The 16,612-nt window shown below is 45.8% G+C and carries 18 protein-coding genes; 1 reads left to right on the forward strand and 17 read right to left on the reverse strand.

Going from position 1 to position 16,612, the window contains the following annotated elements:
• The first annotated feature begins 12 nt into the window (after positions 1-12).
• Complete coding sequence (locus tag DXD12_RS08385; RefSeq protein WP_118638066.1) at positions 13-342, forward strand: helix-turn-helix transcriptional regulator; 330 nt, start codon at positions 13-15, stop codon at positions 340-342.
• 30 nt (positions 343-372) lie between these two features.
• Here the strand turns inward: DXD12_RS08385 and DXD12_RS08390 are convergent, their stop codons facing one another.
• From DXD12_RS08390 to DXD12_RS08460, 17 genes are all read right to left on the reverse strand, one after another.
• Positions 373-825 carry a hypothetical protein gene (locus DXD12_RS08390; RefSeq protein WP_243037021.1) on the reverse strand — a complete coding sequence of 151 codons (453 nt, stop codon included), beginning with the start codon at positions 823-825 and terminating at the stop codon, positions 373-375.
• Entirely contained in the window at positions 788-1,702 is a 915-nt protein-coding gene (locus DXD12_RS08395) for a ParM/StbA family protein (protein ID WP_118638070.1), read from the reverse strand. The genes DXD12_RS08390 and DXD12_RS08395 overlap by 38 nt, the downstream gene beginning before the upstream one ends.
• 166 nt (positions 1,703-1,868) lie before the next feature.
• Positions 1,869-2,303 carry a winged helix-turn-helix domain-containing protein gene (locus tag DXD12_RS08400; RefSeq protein WP_029465871.1) on the reverse strand — a complete coding sequence of 145 codons (435 nt, stop codon included), beginning with the start codon at positions 2,301-2,303 and terminating at the stop codon, positions 1,869-1,871.
• A gap of 55 nt (positions 2,304-2,358) precedes the next feature.
• Complete coding sequence (locus DXD12_RS08405) at positions 2,359-2,523, reverse strand: DUF6440 family protein (RefSeq protein WP_117497604.1); 165 nt, start codon at positions 2,521-2,523, stop codon at positions 2,359-2,361.
• Positions 2,524-2,673: 150 nt separating this feature from the next.
• On the reverse strand, positions 2,674-4,356 hold the full coding sequence (locus tag DXD12_RS08410) for an FtsX-like permease family protein (RefSeq protein ID WP_243105364.1): 1,683 nt from the start codon (positions 4,354-4,356) through the stop codon (positions 2,674-2,676).
• Complete coding sequence (locus DXD12_RS15660; RefSeq protein WP_243105365.1) at positions 4,319-4,639, reverse strand: hypothetical protein; 321 nt, start codon at positions 4,637-4,639, stop codon at positions 4,319-4,321. Before DXD12_RS15660 ends, DXD12_RS08410 begins: the two co-directional genes overlap by 38 nt.
• 12 nt (positions 4,640-4,651) lie before the next feature.
• Positions 4,652-6,889 (reverse strand): ABC transporter permease, encoded by a 2,238-nt coding sequence (locus DXD12_RS08415; RefSeq protein ID WP_118638072.1) that lies wholly within the window; start codon positions 6,887-6,889, stop codon positions 4,652-4,654.
• Positions 6,879-7,646, reverse strand: a complete 768-nt coding sequence (locus DXD12_RS08420) for an ABC transporter ATP-binding protein (RefSeq protein ID WP_015538086.1) — start codon at positions 7,644-7,646, stop codon at positions 6,879-6,881. The genes DXD12_RS08415 and DXD12_RS08420 overlap by 11 nt, the downstream gene beginning before the upstream one ends.
• A gap of 101 nt (positions 7,647-7,747) precedes the next feature.
• The gene (locus DXD12_RS08425; protein ID WP_118638074.1) at positions 7,748-8,761 is read right to left on the reverse strand and encodes a sensor histidine kinase; all 1,014 of its coding nucleotides are present in this window, start codon (positions 8,759-8,761) and stop codon (positions 7,748-7,750) included.
• Positions 8,758-9,426 (reverse strand): response regulator transcription factor, encoded by a 669-nt coding sequence (locus DXD12_RS08430; RefSeq protein WP_118501980.1) that lies wholly within the window; start codon positions 9,424-9,426, stop codon positions 8,758-8,760. The genes DXD12_RS08425 and DXD12_RS08430 overlap by 4 nt, the downstream gene beginning before the upstream one ends.
• A 131-nt stretch (positions 9,427-9,557) precedes the next feature.
• A complete protein-coding gene (locus DXD12_RS08435; RefSeq protein ID WP_118501978.1) occupies positions 9,558-9,974 on the reverse strand; it encodes a DUF523 domain-containing protein in 417 nt (138 codons plus the stop codon).
• 121 nt (positions 9,975-10,095) lie between these two features.
• Positions 10,096-10,272, reverse strand: a complete 177-nt coding sequence (locus DXD12_RS15315; RefSeq protein ID WP_002578900.1) for a hypothetical protein — start codon at positions 10,270-10,272, stop codon at positions 10,096-10,098.
• 24 nt (positions 10,273-10,296) lie between these two features.
• Positions 10,297-10,716, reverse strand: a complete 420-nt coding sequence (locus DXD12_RS08440; protein WP_118501976.1) for a nuclear transport factor 2 family protein — start codon at positions 10,714-10,716, stop codon at positions 10,297-10,299.
• A 12-nt stretch (positions 10,717-10,728) separates the two neighbouring features.
• Positions 10,729-11,316 carry a DUF2812 domain-containing protein gene (locus DXD12_RS08445; protein ID WP_118501974.1) on the reverse strand — a complete coding sequence of 196 codons (588 nt, stop codon included), beginning with the start codon at positions 11,314-11,316 and terminating at the stop codon, positions 10,729-10,731.
• Positions 11,313-11,636, reverse strand: a complete 324-nt coding sequence (locus tag DXD12_RS08450; protein ID WP_118501973.1) for a PadR family transcriptional regulator — start codon at positions 11,634-11,636, stop codon at positions 11,313-11,315. The genes DXD12_RS08445 and DXD12_RS08450 overlap by 4 nt, the downstream gene beginning before the upstream one ends.
• A 132-nt stretch (positions 11,637-11,768) precedes the next feature.
• Positions 11,769-14,150 carry an FtsX-like permease family protein gene (locus DXD12_RS08455; RefSeq protein WP_118501971.1) on the reverse strand — a complete coding sequence of 794 codons (2,382 nt, stop codon included), beginning with the start codon at positions 14,148-14,150 and terminating at the stop codon, positions 11,769-11,771.
• 77 nt (positions 14,151-14,227) lie between these two features.
• Complete coding sequence (locus tag DXD12_RS08460) at positions 14,228-16,612, reverse strand: ABC transporter permease (RefSeq protein WP_118501969.1); 2,385 nt, start codon at positions 16,610-16,612, stop codon at positions 14,228-14,230.

The raw sequence follows: 16,612 nt of genomic DNA on the forward strand, positions 1-16,612 counted from the left end.
TGGAGGTGACGCATGGATAATCTACTGAAAGATATGGGCAAACGGATCTTCGACCGGAGGAAACAACTGAATATGACCCAGGAAACTCTGGCAGAGTTGGCTCATGTCACACCACAGACCATCTCCACCGCAGAACTGGGTCAAAAGGCTATGAGACCTGAAACGATCCTTAAAGTCTGTGATGCACTCAACATCAGCACCGAGTATTTGTTGCGAGGCGTCATCACAGAAACAGATTCCTCCCTTCTTATGGAGAAGATTTCCACACTAACACCCAAACAATACAGGCATTTTGAAGATATTTTAGACAGTTTTATCGCGGCCATACAGGAAGAGGCATAGGAGCATCACTGGCTCCCATGCCTCTTTTGATTATCCCCGGCTGCGGAACGCAGATAAAGTACTGGCAATCAGGCTGCGTGTCCTATCGTCCATTTCCGGATCATCGTCCACTTCCTGTGCAGTCGAAAGCATCACAGGCGCTGCAGGCTTCTCCACCAATCTGGCTGTAGGAATCTGCTCTTCTGCTTTTTCCTGTCCCATACCTTCCTGCCGCAAAATCTCTTTGACGATAGCCACCACCGCTTCTTTGCTGATGATTGAAGCATTTAGCGGCTGCGGCTCTTGCCCAAAGTGCTCATTATAGTAGACCACTGCATTTGCCACATACTGTGCTTTTGTACGTGGACTCTGCAGCTCCAGTAATCCAATGGCAGTCTCGTGTATGGGATCTCCCTCATTGAATCGCAGCGTAAACCGCCCTCGTTCTTTTTTCTCGCCCATACCATCACCTGCCTGCTGTTTCAATCCGGTACAGATACTCATAGCCATCCGCATTTGCATTGATTTTCGGTACGAAGAATGGTGTTCCCACCTTGCCCGAAGTTTCGATCTGTCGCTTCAAAAGAATGGCGCCACCGCCTACAAATACTACCTTGCAGTATTGCAAATCCAACATCCTCTCTCGCAGCGTGCTGAACAGATCATTGATAAATTCCTGTGCCATCTGCTCTGTCAGCCGTATAGCTGCGTCTGGATATTGGGTCTTCTTCCCCATCAGGATAGCGTCCACATCTCCTTCATCCAACAGCAGGTCCAGCTCCGAATTCACCTTGGAACGCACCTTATTGTACAACAGGATCACACCATTTTCTAACGAATCGCAGGAGGTAAGGTCAATCTCTCCGTTTTTCATCAGCAGATAGTCGGCAGTAAACCCGCCAATATCCAAGATTACCGCTTTGGGCTCCTCCACAAGCGTGTGAAGCATGGTGGCCGCTGCTGCGTAAGCCTGGGGAAAGCAGGCCACATCTTCAATATAGATGGAGTACGGCTTGCCCTGCACCTCAAATTCTACCATTCCCCGCTGCCCAAAGTATTGTGTAAACCGCTCCACCTGGGCGCCAAAGTGTGCCGGCGGCAACCCTACCGCCAGTTGGATACGCTGCACCTCTGAGGAATATGCCCCCCTCGCTTCAATCTCACCAGCCAAAGCAAATAGGGTCAGGATAAAGAAGCGATCATCCTCCGTTTTATCTTTCCGATAAGGAATCCGCTCAGTAGACAGCGTATAGTAGGTATTCTGATACCTCAGTACATTCTGTCCAAAGGGACGGGTGACACTCTGCTTCAGACCGGACACAAAGGGGTTGCAATGAACCGTTTTAATTTGTTTGTTGCCATGATCAACGCCAATAAGCATATGTAATGCCTCCTTTTTACTTTATACATATCCTTTACGCCTATATGACGCCTATTCTCAACAATCACACACTATTTTTATGAAAACAAAAAGCAGGAGACCCATCATAAGGGTTTCCCGCTTTGGACTGCTTCATAATATCGCAGCTAATATATATTTGATTGTTCTATTCTGCCATACCCTGCGGAACTTCAAATTTGTATCCGCTCCCCAAAACAGTACGGATATAACCCGCTTTCGGCATATCCGGAGTCAGTTTTCTGCGGATCTGACCAATGACGCTGGCAACGGCTGTTCCGCAGTTTTCACCATCCTCACCCCACACTTCTTCATAGATCTGCCCGGCAGAAAATACCCAGGATGGGTGGTTTGCTAAGTATACCAATGTCGCAAATTCCCGATGGGTCATAGAAATCAACTCGCCGTTTCGGTGTACAGTTCTCTCCTTCAGGCGAAGCTCCAATCCCGGAAAAACAAGAGTATTACAAGGGTGAGATGACACAATATGGTCAAATCCCGGCTCGGCTGCAATAATCTCCATAATTCTGCTAAGTATATATTCTTCATGGTCTGTTACCGACAATACAAAGATTTTTCCCATATGTCCCTCCCTTATTCATAATTAGAATGCTGATACCCTGCAACCAATATAAAGTTTACTTGTTTATTTCAGTAATAACGACTGTTCCGTTTTTATCCAGCAAAGGGGTAATCCCCGTATCATGGACAAGGTAGTTTACACCTGTTTCGGTGTCTACAACAATACTCAAGGAAGTTCCCTGTGTATAGATTGTTTCAAAGCGCTTTTCTTTGTTTGCCATAGTAATCCACTCCTTTGCATGGTGTAAGGTATCAGCATTTCTAATTTATTACTCTATGATAAAGGCCAAATGTTGCAGAAATCTCCTAACCGCTTTCTTTTTCGGCAAGAAAACAGACTGAATTGCTTCATTTTTGTAGCAATTCAATTTTTATCTCATTTCAGGCCGAAGAATAACCCGTTTGAATAAGAACATTGTTGCACCAAAATAGGTCAGGTAGATTGCACAGAATAGCAGGATCGTCACCAGACCATAAAGAGGTACAAGTCCCTGCTGCAAGATTGCTTCTCCGAAAAAGAACTGTGCCCCTGTGATCAGCAAAACCGTCAGTAAAAGAGGGAATAGCAGTGGGATCAAAAATACTGTGGACAGCTCCCTGCGTATCAGGGAAGCCTGCCTGTGACCCGGTACACCCAAACGGTCAATGACTGCATAATTCTTCTGGTTTTTGTCTATGGCAGAAAGCTGCTCAAATGCAAGAACCGAGCAGGATAGAATGATAAAAATAATGCTTAAATACAATCCGCTGAACGAAATGGCTGTAAATCCAGTCAGCGAATTGGCAACACCCCACGCCTTTACTGTAACACCCATCGTTACTTTTTCTGGGAGCTGTTGACCGGACTGCAATTCCGGCTGCCATTTCCCACTGTTCAGGAATTGCTTCAAGTCGCTTTTCAATTCCGGGTATCCGCCATCTTCCAGTTTCATCGCCAGACGGATTTTTTCTCCGACTAATTGTGAAGCTGCTTCATCCGGCAGAACAAGTACATATCCCTTCGTTCCGGCCATTTGATACTGCTCCATCGGCTCCGTCAGAATCGGTGTCTCTGCAATAGTCAAGGTTCGACCATTTAATGTGATCTCCGGCTGCTGCTTCAATCCCTGCCGGATTCCGTCCATATAGTTCCATGTATCACAATGAACCAAAAATTCGTTGTTGCCCATGACAACAGGAGAAAGCCCCAGGATTTCACGCAGGTGGTTATAGTCGGACAAGGACAAGGCTTCGATAGATTTTTCAGGAACCGCATACAGATAATAGCTCACAGAATCCTCGACTCCACAATGCTCCTCAGTAAATGAAACGATGGAATCCATGCTGGATTTTTCCAAAGGTGCATCAATCGCCACACCTGCATCATAGGGATAATAGGCTTTCATATTGGCTTTGTAGCCTGCCCCCATTGTAAGCCCCACAAACATGGTTGCCAGAGATATAGTTAAAAGAATCGCCACCACAGCCATTGTCCGGCCAGCAGAATGGATGCGCCGCCCAATCTGCCCCAGGAAGAACAGATTTTCTTCTTTGTACTTATGGCGCAAATTTTGTTTTGCAAATCGGTGCAGCAAAAGCGGAATCTGGCGATGCAGCTCGTAAACGCCCACCAGAATGAGCAAGCAGGCTCCGCCAAGGTACAAAAATGCTTCATTTGTTTGTGTCTGAAGCATCCGCCCAAGCAAAATCACGCCTGTAACCATTGCAGCGATTGAAAGCAATACTACCAGAAGACTACGACTGCATGATTTAAAACGGTATTCTTCATTCTTGCGGTTATCATACAGCAGATCGATCACTTTCTGATGCCGGATAATCTTTGCTGCTCGGAGCATCCCAAAAGCATACATCAGGGCAAAAAACAAAAATGTTACTGCCCAGGCCTGGAGAGAAAAGGAAACCTGATAGGTATGCGGCACCTCAAAGATATTTTTTACCACCTGATTCAGCAAACCGGAAAGCCCTGTGCCAACCAAAGAACCAAGCAGAAAGGCCCCAGTGCCGATGATACTGTTTTCAGCAAGGAACAAATTCCGTACTGTCTTTGCTTCCATGCCAATCAATTCGTAGGTTGCAAACTCCTTTTTTCCGTCGTCCCAGCATAAAGCGGATCGCATAACCGATCACAAACGAGGACATAAAAGCAACCAGAGCTGACATAAACAAAATTCCAGTAGTCAGCATCGACATATTTTCTGCCATAGCAAGAACATCTGATGAAAAGCCCAATGCCAAAAATGAGTACATCAATGCCGCAGTCAAGGTAAGCGTCACAAAGTAAATGATATAATCCCGCAGGCTTCTGCGGATATTTTGAATTGCTAACTTCCAGTACATATCTTCCTCCCATCACCTTACGCTATCGGAGTTGCTGCGAATTGAACGCTGGAACAGCAGCCATGTACTGAGAAAATAGCAACTCAGCAGCAAAGCGAAAATCCCGACAATGATACCTATTTGCCGCATCAAGGCTCCGCAGCCAATATAAGCTGAGATTTCAGCAGAAACACTTTGAAGAAAATAGCCAATCACAATAATTGCTACAACGATTGCCGCTGTGATTGGCATCCCAAACCAAACACCAAGCTGTTTTAGAACCAAAGTATGCAGGTCCTTCTCTTCCACTCCCATTTTTCGCAGAACCGAAAATCTGTAGTTGTTTTTTTCTGCATCCAGGAGCTGCTGAAGAGCCAGCACGGTAAGACACATCACCATCAGAACAATTGCACCATAGATCAAGGACGCTTTTAGGATAAAGTTAAGGGCGATTATACGGTTCACTTCCGTAGTATGGACAGTTGTACTGTATCCTGCCAGATTGTCTTTATCAGGATCTTCTGGATAAGAACGCCCAAGAAGCTGTTCCAGCATTTCTGCCGTTTTGAAGGGAAGCGGATATTGGGTCATCACAAATCGGTTGCGCTGTACCGGAAGCAAGACTTGCGCTATTTCGTCAGGTATGATATACACCACATCTGTATAAAGATTATAGATGGATTCCCCCACAGGCTCCTGAAACACGGCGTTCTCACTGAGTTTCAGGGTGCCTGCGTCAGTTTCCAATAAGGTATGCTCAGCAATGTAGTTTTCAATATCCTTGTCCTCTGCTGCACGATGCCAGTGGGTAGCAAATTCATCCGTTTGTAAGATAATAGGTTCATATCCCAACATTTTCCGAACAGCGTTATAATCCTTCAGTGCGATCGCCAAGGGAGGAAAATTGTACTTTACTCGCTGGTGAAAGTCGCTTTGCTTGGGAAGATATTCCGAAAAAGTCAAATCGTCCTTTATCGCTATTTTGTTTTGTTCTATGAACGCAGTAATTTCTCCATAGTCTGTATCCGGAAGATTTTCCACTTCATAAACATCGTTGTAGCGGCTTGAAATTTGAATATCATAGACAGCCCGACTGTCCAAATAGCCCAGACTCCATCCCGTTAAAACCGGCGCAATGACAAACAAGCAGATAGAAAAAGTCAGGGTCACACAAATGATCGTCATCGTTTTCGTATTGGTAGCCAGCTTAGAGGAAAGCTGTCCAAACAGAAATAAACTCGTATTATGATATTTGCGGGACACTTTAGACTCCTTCCAGTATAGGAGCGCCGCATTCGATAAATACATGACTGCGGAAATGATAAACAAAATATCCGCAACCCCAAACAGCAAATATTGATTCAGAGTTGGAGCGTCAAATCCAAGGAAGTAGGCTTTTTCCAGTTCTGCGATGGAAAAAATCGGGATAGCGGTCAATACAGCACCAGCCAGAAGTCCGCAAAGATATCGGGAAAACCCTATTTTTCTGTGTAAAACAGCACCTGCGATTGCCCAAAGCAGCGTCAGTGCAGGGAAAAGGACATTCCCCCAATACATGAGCTTTACAGGAAGCGGATGTCTGGAATCGAAGTAAAAATGATATTTTACAGTACCTACCTCCAGCATCCACAGCAGCAGAATGCCATAGAAAATACAGATCATCGGCATCCATCTGCTTTTATGAAGCGGTTTTTCATTCTGACGGTTTGCCGTCATAAGCTCAATAATCCTGCTTTTGTTGAGAATTCTGACATTCCCGACTCCAACCAGAATCTGGCAAACAACAAAGAAGCCCACGGTCAACAGCACAGTATCCGGGAAAAACGACCAAGAAAAAGCGTAGGGTTCCCCAAAAGAAGCAAGCAGCATAGCCGTAATGACCTGAGAAACGACCATCCCCAGAAGGATTCCCACCGACACAGAGAATATGAGCAGGAAAAAAGTCTCTCCAAAAAAGAGCAGGCCTATGGTTTTTTGCTCCATTCCCAAGGTTGCCTCAACGGCAAACTCCTTTTGCTTTTTTCTCAGCATGAAACGATTGACATAGTGGATCAGAAACAACAAAAGCAAACTAATCCCGCAAATTGCCAGTTTCATACCTCCAGCCAGCAGGGAAATATTATATTCCGCACCAATGGTCGGATGATAATGGGTGCTGCTGATAGACAAAAACGCATAGAACAGGGTGACACAGAGTGTCATGGTCACAATATAAATCAAATAGTCCTTCACAGACCGCTTTGCATTTTTGAAAATAAGTTTAGCGTACATCGCTCATGCCCCCTCCCATCATGGTAAGGACATCCAGGATTTTTTCAAAGAAAGTCCTGCGGGAATCACCCCCCTTACGGATTTCCGTAAAGATTGCCCCGTCCCTCATAAAGAGAATACGATTGGCATAGCTTGCCGAGAAAGCATCGTGTGTCACCATCAGAATCGTGGCTCCGAGATCTTCATTGATACTCTGGATCGTCGAGAGCAGCATCTGGGACGAGTGACTGTCTAACGCACCGGTGGGTTCATCCGCCAAAATCAGCTTAGGCTGATTGATAATGGCTCTGGCACAGGCGCACCGCTGCTTCTGGCCGCCGGACACCTGATAGGGGTATTTGTCCAGAATATCCGTGATATTCAGCTTTCCGGCCATTTCCCGCACCCGCCCATCAATCTCGCCTGCTGGAACCTTGTTGATGGTCAGCGCCAGGGCTATGTTTTCCGAAATGGTCAGCGTGTCCAGCAGGTTAAAATCCTGAAATACAAATCCAAGATTCTCCCGACGAAACCGGGCAATCTGTTTTTCGTTGATTTCCGTCACATCGGTTCCGTCCAGATAGATATGTCCCGCACTGACGGTATCAATGGTGGAAATACAGTTGAGCAGGGTAGTCTTGCCGGAGCCAGATGCTCCCATGATTCCTACAAATTCTCCCTCTTGAACGGAAAAGCTGATGTCCTGAATTGCTTTTGTAACATTTCCGCCATTTCCGTAATATTTTTGGATATGATCCAGTTTCAAAATTTCTTTCATTGTTATCACCTCTGATCTCTATTGTAAAATAAGAGTGGCTTCGTTTGTATCAAGTTTTCTTACAAAGTTCTAACAAAAATGTAAGAAGTGCAGAACGCTTTTCAGTTCTGCACTTCATGAATCAGACAGTTAATGTGAAAAGAAAGGGAAATGGCTGTGCCATGTTCCGACGACTCCGCCGTAATGCCAATGCCCAGCTTTTCACAGAGCCGTTTGCACAGATACAGACCAATGCCCGTGGACTGCTGAATCAGACGACCATTCTGACCGGTAAATCCCTTTTCAAAGATACGGGGCAGATCGGACGCAGCAATCCCGATTCCATTGTCCTCCACGACAAGGACAACCTGATCCTGCCATTTATGAGTAGAAATGCGGAGAACCGGCTGCTTCGTACGATACTTGACCGCATTGACAATCAGTTGATTTAGGATAAAACGCACCCACTTTTCATCTGAATAAACCGTATCCTGCATTTCCTCCACTTCCAGGCGCATACCACTTTGGAGCAGCAGATATTTGTTATCTGCAATCGCCTGATGCACCACTTGGGACAGTGCCATTTCCCGGACAGAATAATCTTTCTCTGTATGCTCACTGCGGGCATAATAAAGAGCCTGTTCCGTAAAGCGGTTGGTCTTTTCCAGTTCCAGCAGAAGTTCTTTTGTCCAGTTCGTCCGATGGTTTTCACATAGGAGTTTCATGGCAGTAATGGGCGTTTTGATTTCGTGAATCCATTGTTCAATGTATTCCTTGTACTCCAGGCGTTCCCGCTCGACCTCCCCAATCTGCTCCAACATGGATTTTCCAGCCATTTTCAAAATCTGATAGTAAACCTGATCCTCGGCCTGTTCCGGCAGTTCCATCACTTCAGAAATAAGGTATCTCTCGGAGAGCTGCTTCGCCATATCCAGAAGTTTTTTCATCTGCCGCTTTCGTTTCCAGTAAGTAAGGATAAGTCCTGTCAGCAAAACCAAAGCCCATACGATCAGAATCAATACGACTGCGGAAACCGAATTGCCGCACACCAACAGAAATACAGTGAGCGCAGCCATACAAACAAGGTTTGTCAGCAGAAATGGAAGCCTGTTTTTCCAATATCGTTTGCTGTTCATATCGTGTACCCCTGCCGGTGCTTTGTCTTGATAAAATCTGTCAGGCCGATGCTCGCCAGCTTCTCCCGGATACGGTTGATATTAACGCTCAAAGCATTGTCATCCACATATAACTGATTGTCCCACAAATACTCAATCATATCTGCACGAGAACAGATTTTTCCTCCGTTCTTGAACAGGTAATAGAGAATTTTCAATTCGTTCTTGGTAAGCTCCACGCTCTGTCCATGATAGTCCAGACTGCTGGACTCCAGATGCAGCACCGCATCTCCATAGACAATCTGATCCGTTTGCTGTGCGGGATAGGCTTTTTTCAGCAGAGAAGCAATTTTCGCAAGCAGAATCGCTGTGTTATAGGGCTTCGTGATAAAAGCGTCTCCGCCCAGCATGATGCTATTCAGTTCGTCCATATCCGTGTTGCAGCTTGTCACAAAGATGATTGGTACTTCGGAAAATGTGCGAACCTCGGTGCAGAGAGAAAAGCCGCTGATTCCCGGCAGCTTGATGTCCAGCAAAATCAAGTGTGGCTGCTCAGCTTTGATCCGGTCGATCACATCAGAAAAATCTTCCGGAGCCGCTGTTTCATAGCCGTTACTTTGCAGCAGCGTTTTCAATTCATTCCGTATCAATGGATCATCTTCTATTATCAATATTTTTTCTTTCATATCAGCCTCCGTGAAGAAAACTACTATATGTAGTTGCTCATGCTCCCATTGACATTTGCATCAGGCGAAGATAAAAATGCAGCCTTAATGCGTTAGAAACCTTGTCCCTCAACAAATAAAAAATGGTAAACTTATATTTCTTCAACATCAATGACATTATATCCTCTTTGTTTTAATGCCTTTGCAAACAAGCCCATTCCAGGAATTAACTTCCCAGTGAAGCTACCATCATATATCTGATTAACACCACAGGTAGGACTTCTGGATTGTAATATAACTAAATCAATCTCTTCATTCTGAATTTTCGATAATGCAACTGCCACTGCTTTATCATATTCTAAACTAACATCATTTCCGTTTTCATCAACTACTCTCCCATCCACAATTTCTGCACAGGATCTGGGAATTTTCATACCTGCTAATACTTCCGGGCAGATAGAAATCACTTCTTTATCTTTCAAAAAATTCATAGCCGCTATATTTTCGTTGTTTTTCCCATTATATTTACAGTTCACTCCCATAATACAGGCACTAACCAATACCTTCATATTTGTCACCTCAAATCCCAATGGTTTGCTCGTCCAATCCACAATAAAGTCTTTTAACGAATGGTTGAGACTGCCAATCTGTCAATGCACCATAGCCGGCAGTTCAAAAGCAAACTATGTGTTAAAGCAAACTACCCTTTAACCCTTTTTTGAAAACCAGTACAGCTCTTTCGGTTCCCCAAAAAGACATCGTAACAAGTCGATAGCTTTCCTTTTCCATTTCTTCTATTTTTGCATTGATTTTCTCTGTTACATTTTCCACGGTAATTCCTTCTACTAATTCTGTCCGATACATCATATTTTTACCTCCATAAGCACTCAATCAAAACCAATTCGCTTTTTCTGCTCTGAATTGAGGGGTATCGCCTTCCTGGTATGGATTATAGGTATTGCGATTACACCCAAATTCTTTTAATGCCTTTATTTTATTATCTTCTGTCCATTCAACCAGCGAGATTCCATCAAATTCCTCTATACTTCCATTGTTCATTTCATTTTTGAAATACCACTCCACAATCGTTTGATCTCCCTTATGGAAGAATTGCTTGATTTCCCAAACAACTACCCTGCCACGGGTATTCCATTCCTGAAACCAATGCTTTACTGTTTTTCGGTTGTTATACTGGGGACTCCAGCTTTCTGTATAGATCACATCTTCTGCAAATATATCATCAATCCCCATATCCTGCTGATTGAGCCACATATCAAACCATAGTCGGATCGTTTTTTCTCGTTCATTCATAATATAAACACCTCACCATTCTTTTGTCTTACCTTCGCGTTTGTTCTGCATGACCTGGGTTTGATATACGAGAACAGGAATTAGAGAAACCAGGGCAAGCACACCAAAAACTACCGAACATTTTGCAACCGCAAATATTGCGAACATGAGCAGTATCAACAACCACGGATTACGCAGATTTCTGTAATAGTTTTCCTTGTCCTCATAAGAAGTATGAAGTTCAAATGGCTTACCGTCATTATCCTTTTCTACAATCAACAGTTCCCGGTTAAAGGTGGTGGCATTTGTTGCTATGCGTCCGCCTTTTTCAGCCCATGGCCGTAGACGCACTTTACCAACAGAGTAGTTCAGGTTGATGTTTTTATAAAATACTTTGTAACCCATCCCCTCTAAAAACTCATGATAATCTGACGCATCGACCTTCGATTTTTGCCCGATAAACTCCACACAGTATTTTACCTGATCCGGTTTACACTCCTCAAATTCATACAACATTTTTTCCGCCCGAATCAGACGATAGCCCTTTTCAGACATTTTATTCAGCCAATGTTCCTGGGCAGTCAACAAACCGCCAAAGAAACGATAATACTTTTTGCTCATACTGCACCTCCAATAATTCCATTAGCTACGCATACAAGTTCATTGAGCCTTATAAGTTCCTTTTCTGCAATTTCTTTTCCTTGCGTTGTAATGAGATATTCTTTTTTCCGTCCCGCACTATCTCCAAAAGGTGCAATCCAGCCTTTTTCCTGCAATGAGTTCAACGCACCATATAAAGTACCTGCCCCCAGCGTAAGCCGCCCTTTTGTACTATCTTCAATAAATTGCATGACAGCATATCCATGTTTCGGGGTATAAAGAGAGAGCAAAATAAAAAAGGTCACCTCTGTGAGCGCACCACCTTTCGCATTGTCTCGCATAACACCTGCCTCCTTATTACGGTTACTGTAATAAATATATCACTAACCGTAATAGAAGTCAATAACAATCCAAAATATAACAGCAAACTTAAAAAGCGGGGCAGCACACGCCGCCCCGCCAATCCTATATGCTTATTCCATCGCTCGCATTTCTTCCACAAGCGATTGATTTTTCTGCCTGCGCATTGTCCAGAAGGACAGAATCACCTCCAGGCCAAACAGCACCAGAACGAACAGCCCCATTTGCAGGAAGGGGAAGGAATATGGCATTGCTACATGGAAAGTCATTTCGCTGAATTTTCGGGCAAATATCACTGCAATCGGGAGGCCGACTGCCAGGGTTGCCAATGCAGCAGAAAACGCATAGCAAATTCCTTCATAGATAGTCATTTGGCAGAGTTGCTTTCTGGTCAGACCGATGGCGCGAAAGACGCTGTTTTCCCTCTTTCTGGACATCTGATTGGAGAGGGTGGTGTTGATGAGGTTGACCACGCCAAAGAGGAACACCAGCCACGACAGCGCCTGAAGCCCTCCAAAAACGACCCGGTTTTCCATTTCCTCATAATCCTTATGTATCCCAATGGTATCCAAGTCAAGATCCGGATCGGAAGAAATGATCGCACTCAGACTGCTTTCAATCTGCTCCGCCTTTTGGGGATCGCTGACAATGCTCCAGGAATAATCAAAACAATCGATCATAGGCATTGTTTCCTCAAATAGCTCTTTGGTTGCAACCATACAGGTGTTGTCCAATGCCAGAGGACCATGACCATTCTTAAGCTCATTGTTTATGAACAAGCCGGAAACCGTGACAGGAATCTCTTGATCCCCTATGGAAAGTTTGATAACCGTTCCCGCATCTACACCGATCATATCTTCTGCATATTCCATATCCAGTGCAATACTATGGGAATCTTGAGGTAAAGTTCCAGACACAAGAGCCGCTTCCATTTGATCCCTGTTTCGGTCACTCAACAGATCGCACATTCCGCCGGAAGAACTTTCCTCATTCTCAAACCGCACATGAACCGCCTGACGATTCTCTATCACATCTGTCACGCCGTCCACAGCCAGAACCTCCTGCTGAAGCGCTTCATTCAAAGGATTTCCTTTCGACATCACCTCATATTCTGTTTTTTCAGAATGGATATAGATTTTATAATCCCCATCCGGGAAATACTGTCTTGCGATCCGCTCCGGCGAACGAACCAAAATAATAGAGGCTGTCACCAAAAGGATCACTCCGCCCAGACTCAGGGAAGCCACGATGCTGATCGTCTTTTTACGGTCACGCCTGAAATTTGCAATTCCCATGGAGAGGGGATTTAACCGCATATTCTTCTTATGTGTGTGGGACTTTCCGCTCTGACTGCCGGTAAAGCGGACTGCTTCAATCGGAGAGATACCTGCGGCAATCTTTACCGGCCTGCGGATCGCAATGGATACCATAAACCAGCCAAGCAGTGCAGTCAAAACAATCGCAGCAGCATAAAACGGCAAATTAAACCCACGGGAAAACAGGGCAAACCCGGCTGCACATCCCAGCAAAATACCGATTCCAATGCCGGCCCATCCTAAAAAGCGGCCTTCCTTTTTGACAATACGGCGGATCTGCTTTGGCGTTGTGCCGATAGTCCGCAGTTGTCCATAGCTTTGGATTTTGTCATTGATCGAGATCCGGAAGATACTTTGAATCACCACATATCCTCCAATGATGACCAGAACTGCGATTCCGGCAACCAGCGCCAGCATACTGACATTCACAGGCTGCTTATAGAACTTCATATAACTGAGGTTCATGATCGGCATTTCCAACTGATATTCCTTGGCAATCTCCCGGCTGCGGGCAGTCAGCTCTGTTTCATCCATTTGCTGCTCATTCTTAAAATGCACATAGGCGCGATAATCAGCGGGGTTATAGCCGCTCCATCCTTTCAAGGCTTCTTTGGAAAGAAGAATGGACGATCCATTTACCTCTTTTTCCTTATAGCCTTCCAGAATACCAGTCACCGTATATTCTCCGTGAAAGCTCTCACTGTTCAGCATAACCTTTTCGCCAATCCCGGCGTCTGCACCATATTCGGAAAGGAAATAACGGCTTACTACCACTTCATCCTCCTTTTGGGGCAGGCGGCCTTCCAAAAGCTTCATCTGGTCACGGGCAATATACATGGTTTCCTCATCACAATAAATGTAGGAGGCGTTATATCCCTGCTCCGCAGGTTCCACAGCCAGCATATAATACTCTCCTACCCTTGAGAAGTCATCCAGCCCCTTCAGGGTAGACACATCTTCTTCAGTAATCCTGGTATAGACTGCCTCATAGGTATCCTCCACATGATTTTTCTCTATCTGCCGGGTAGACAAAGCCATCACAATCGAAAAACAGATCAGGCAGGATGCCAGCGCAACGGCGATCACCACCATAAGATTCCGGCGCTTCTCACTTTTCAAACTTTTTCTTGCCAGTTTCCTGACAATATTTCCTGTATCATTCTCAAATGGTACTGTCATTTTGATCATCTCCTTTAAGTCTTATATTTCTGCTGTCAGCAAAGCGGCGGCTTCACATCGGAAGCCGCCGCCTCTGGTTAGTCCATGGTCTTAATCCGCTCTACAAGGGAAAGCCGTTTAGAGTAACGGACAGCAACCACAGAGAAGATTCCGGTCACGACCAAAAGTGCCAGAACAAAAACAACCGTTTCCATCAAAGGGAATTGATAGGACAGTTCCCCAAAAATATTAAAGTTGCTGATCACATAGTCAAAAATCCAGCCCAGGATTCCGCCAATGCCAACTGACAAAAATACCGTAACCCCTGCGTACCACAGGCATTCTGCGATCAGCATACGGGAAACCTGCTTTCCGGTCATTCCCACAGACTGCAAAATTCCAAGCTCCTGCTGCCTTGCCAGCAGATTGGTCATCAGGGTGTTGACCAGATTTACCATGGAGAACACAAACAGGAATGCCAGCAGCAGATAAACACCGCGGGTCATCATCTTTAGCTGCGATTCCAGGGATGCCGCATGGTCTGCTCTGGAAAAGACCGTCAGCACCGGATTTTCCAGCAGACTGAAAATAGACGCCCTGAGCGCATCCGAGTCCTCTGATGTGTGGACATTCCAAACAGCCTCTCTGTTCTCAATGTCCGGGTAGAGCTGATCGGCCAGTTCTTCTGTAAGGGTAAACAGACCCCATGCGCCGGTGCCTGATGTCACTGACGGCTTCGCAATCCCCATGACCGTTACTTCTATGCTCTTACCGTCCATGGATTCAAAGGTCAGCACATCCCCGACAGCAGGCGTATAGCCATAAAACATACTCAAAAGATGGTCTTCCGAATCGGTCACGACCACACCGTTGTTTGCAGCAAGCTCCTCATAATCTGCGCTGCCCTGTTCCAGATTTTCCTCCGGCAGCCATTGTTCCATCTGCTCTCTGTCAAATACAGGGAACTTTAATGCAACACTTTCCTGGGGGAATTTCACCGTTGCGGATGTCACTTCATGGCTGGTGATAGATTCCACACCATCTATGGCAAGAAGCTCCTGACGAAGTTCTTCTGTCAGTGGATTTTCCCGCGCGATGGCAGGCAATCCTTCCGCTCCTCCCGAATCCATCCAGCTGACCTCATAGTTACAGTGATCTCCCATGGCTTCTATCGCCATCTTTTCGGGGCTGATGGAGTTGAGTACCGTAGCGGCTGTTACCAGAAACACCCCTGTCAATCCCAGAGATACCAGAGTGATGACCGTCTTTTTCCTGCTCCGCCTAAAGTTCATCTGTGCCATGGAGAACGGCGTAATGCGGTGGTTTTTCTGATCCTTCCGGTCTGTTGCCGTTTCATAACCACTGGAGCGGACCGCTTCGATAGGGGATACCCTCGCCGCCATGCGGACAGGCGCATGAATGGACAGAAATACCGTCAGGGCGCAGGCTGCTGCGGTCGCAGCCAGATAGGGCAGATTGCCCACCCAGCTCCAATGTGCCGGGAAAATGGCAAACCCGATAGCCCCTCCAACCAAAAGCCCCAGCGGGATACCGCAAAGAGATAACAGCAATCCCTCCCGCCGCACGATCCGCCGGATCTGTTTTGGTGTTGTGCCGATCACTTTCAGGCGTCCATATTCCCGCATTTTGCCCTTTACGGAAATGAAAAAGATACTGTAAATGACCACGGCACAGGCAACCAGCAAAAGGATTGCCACCGGAATGTAATATTTCATCACACCGGTCTTAAACCCTTGCATATCGAAATAGTTGGAGCTGTAAAAAATCTGATCCTCCTCCACATCGTTGGCGGAAAGGAATGCTGCAATACCCGCCTTGAGCTGCTCCAGCTCCATACCATCAGCACCGGTATAACGAAGCCGAAATTCAAACAGCGGCTCTCCCTGTGCCATCTCCTCCACAAATGCTTCAGATACATAAAGCTGGAACATACGGGAGTTATTCTCCACATCCATGATACCGCTGACGGTATAGGTCTGCTTTCCGTTTCCAAGATTCACTTCTATGGTCTGCCCGACTTCTGCGGGGATTTCAAAATAATCAAGAAATGCCCGTTCTACCAGAATTTCATTGGCAGCCTGCGGAAGCGTCCCGGTAAAGGAAGGTTTCTTCCCCAATTCCATCCAGTTGGCATCCGCATACTCCACAGTCAGAACGCTGTCACCATAGCGGGCGGAACCGTAATTCTGGGAAAGGCCCCAGCGTTCCACTTCCGGGCAGTCTTTCAGTTTTTCAATCGTATCACGGTCACAATTCACCACAACCGCCTGATACTGTCCCCGGAGATCCGCCTCCAGTTTTCTGTCATTTCCCGCTCCTGCGCAGAAAATCGCCGCCATCAAAGCAGCCGCCAAAGCGATTGTTACAATCACAAACAGGTTGCGCCGCTTGTCTGTCTGAATACTCCTTGCCGCCAGTCTTTTAATAACCGGCCCTGTGTCATTTTCAAAAGGCAATGTCAT

It is taken from the genome of Clostridium sp. TF11-13AC (assembly GCF_003481065.1).
Lineage (GTDB): Bacteria > Bacillota > Clostridia > Lachnospirales > Lachnospiraceae > Otoolea > Otoolea fessa.

What these genes read in the sequence shown, in the direction of transcription:
- DXD12_RS08400 (WP_029465871.1), bottom strand. Translation starts at nt 2,303, where the DNA reads ATGGGAAAAATCTTTGTATTGTCGGTAACAGACCATGAAGAATATATA.
- DXD12_RS15315 (WP_002578900.1), bottom strand. Translation starts at nt 10,272, where the DNA reads ATGATGTATCGGACAGAATTAGTAGAAGGAATTACCGTGGAAAATGTA.
- DXD12_RS08450 (WP_118501973.1), bottom strand. Translation starts at nt 11,636, where the DNA reads ATGCGAGACAATGCGAAAGGTGGTGCGCTCACAGAGGTGACCTTTTTT.
- DXD12_RS08405 (WP_117497604.1), bottom strand. Translation starts at nt 2,523, where the DNA reads ATGGCAAACAAAGAAAAGCGCTTTGAAACAATCTATACACAGGGAACT.
- DXD12_RS08420 (WP_015538086.1), bottom strand. Translation starts at nt 7,646, where the DNA reads ATGAAAGAAATTTTGAAACTGGATCATATCCAAAAATATTACGGAAAT.
- DXD12_RS08425 (WP_118638074.1), bottom strand. Translation starts at nt 8,761, where the DNA reads ATGAACAGCAAACGATATTGGAAAAACAGGCTTCCATTTCTGCTGACA.
- DXD12_RS08385 (WP_118638066.1), top strand. Translation starts at nt 13, where the DNA reads ATGGATAATCTACTGAAAGATATGGGCAAACGGATCTTCGACCGGAGG.
- DXD12_RS08460 (WP_118501969.1), bottom strand. Translation starts at nt 16,612, where the DNA reads ATGACATTGCCTTTTGAAAATGACACAGGGCCGGTTATTAAAAGACTG.
- DXD12_RS08415 (WP_118638072.1), bottom strand. Translation starts at nt 6,889, where the DNA reads ATGTACGCTAAACTTATTTTCAAAAATGCAAAGCGGTCTGTGAAGGAC.
- DXD12_RS08410 (WP_243105364.1), bottom strand. Translation starts at nt 4,356, where the DNA reads ATGGAAGCAAAGACAGTACGGAATTTGTTCCTTGCTGAAAACAGTATC.
- DXD12_RS08435 (WP_118501978.1), bottom strand. Translation starts at nt 9,974, where the DNA reads ATGAAGGTATTGGTTAGTGCCTGTATTATGGGAGTGAACTGTAAATAT.
- DXD12_RS08455 (WP_118501971.1), bottom strand. Translation starts at nt 14,150, where the DNA reads ATGACAGTACCATTTGAGAATGATACAGGAAATATTGTCAGGAAACTG.
- DXD12_RS08395 (WP_118638070.1), bottom strand. Translation starts at nt 1,702, where the DNA reads ATGCTTATTGGCGTTGATCATGGCAACAAACAAATTAAAACGGTTCAT.
- DXD12_RS08430 (WP_118501980.1), bottom strand. Translation starts at nt 9,426, where the DNA reads ATGAAAGAAAAAATATTGATAATAGAAGATGATCCATTGATACGGAAT.
- DXD12_RS15660 (WP_243105365.1), bottom strand. Translation starts at nt 4,639, where the DNA reads ATGTACTGGAAGTTAGCAATTCAAAATATCCGCAGAAGCCTGCGGGAT.
- DXD12_RS08445 (WP_118501974.1), bottom strand. Translation starts at nt 11,316, where the DNA reads ATGAGCAAAAAGTATTATCGTTTCTTTGGCGGTTTGTTGACTGCCCAG.
- DXD12_RS08390 (WP_243037021.1), bottom strand. Translation starts at nt 825, where the DNA reads ATGAGTATCTGTACCGGATTGAAACAGCAGGCAGGTGATGGTATGGGC.
- DXD12_RS08440 (WP_118501976.1), bottom strand. Translation starts at nt 10,716, where the DNA reads ATGAATGAACGAGAAAAAACGATCCGACTATGGTTTGATATGTGGCTC.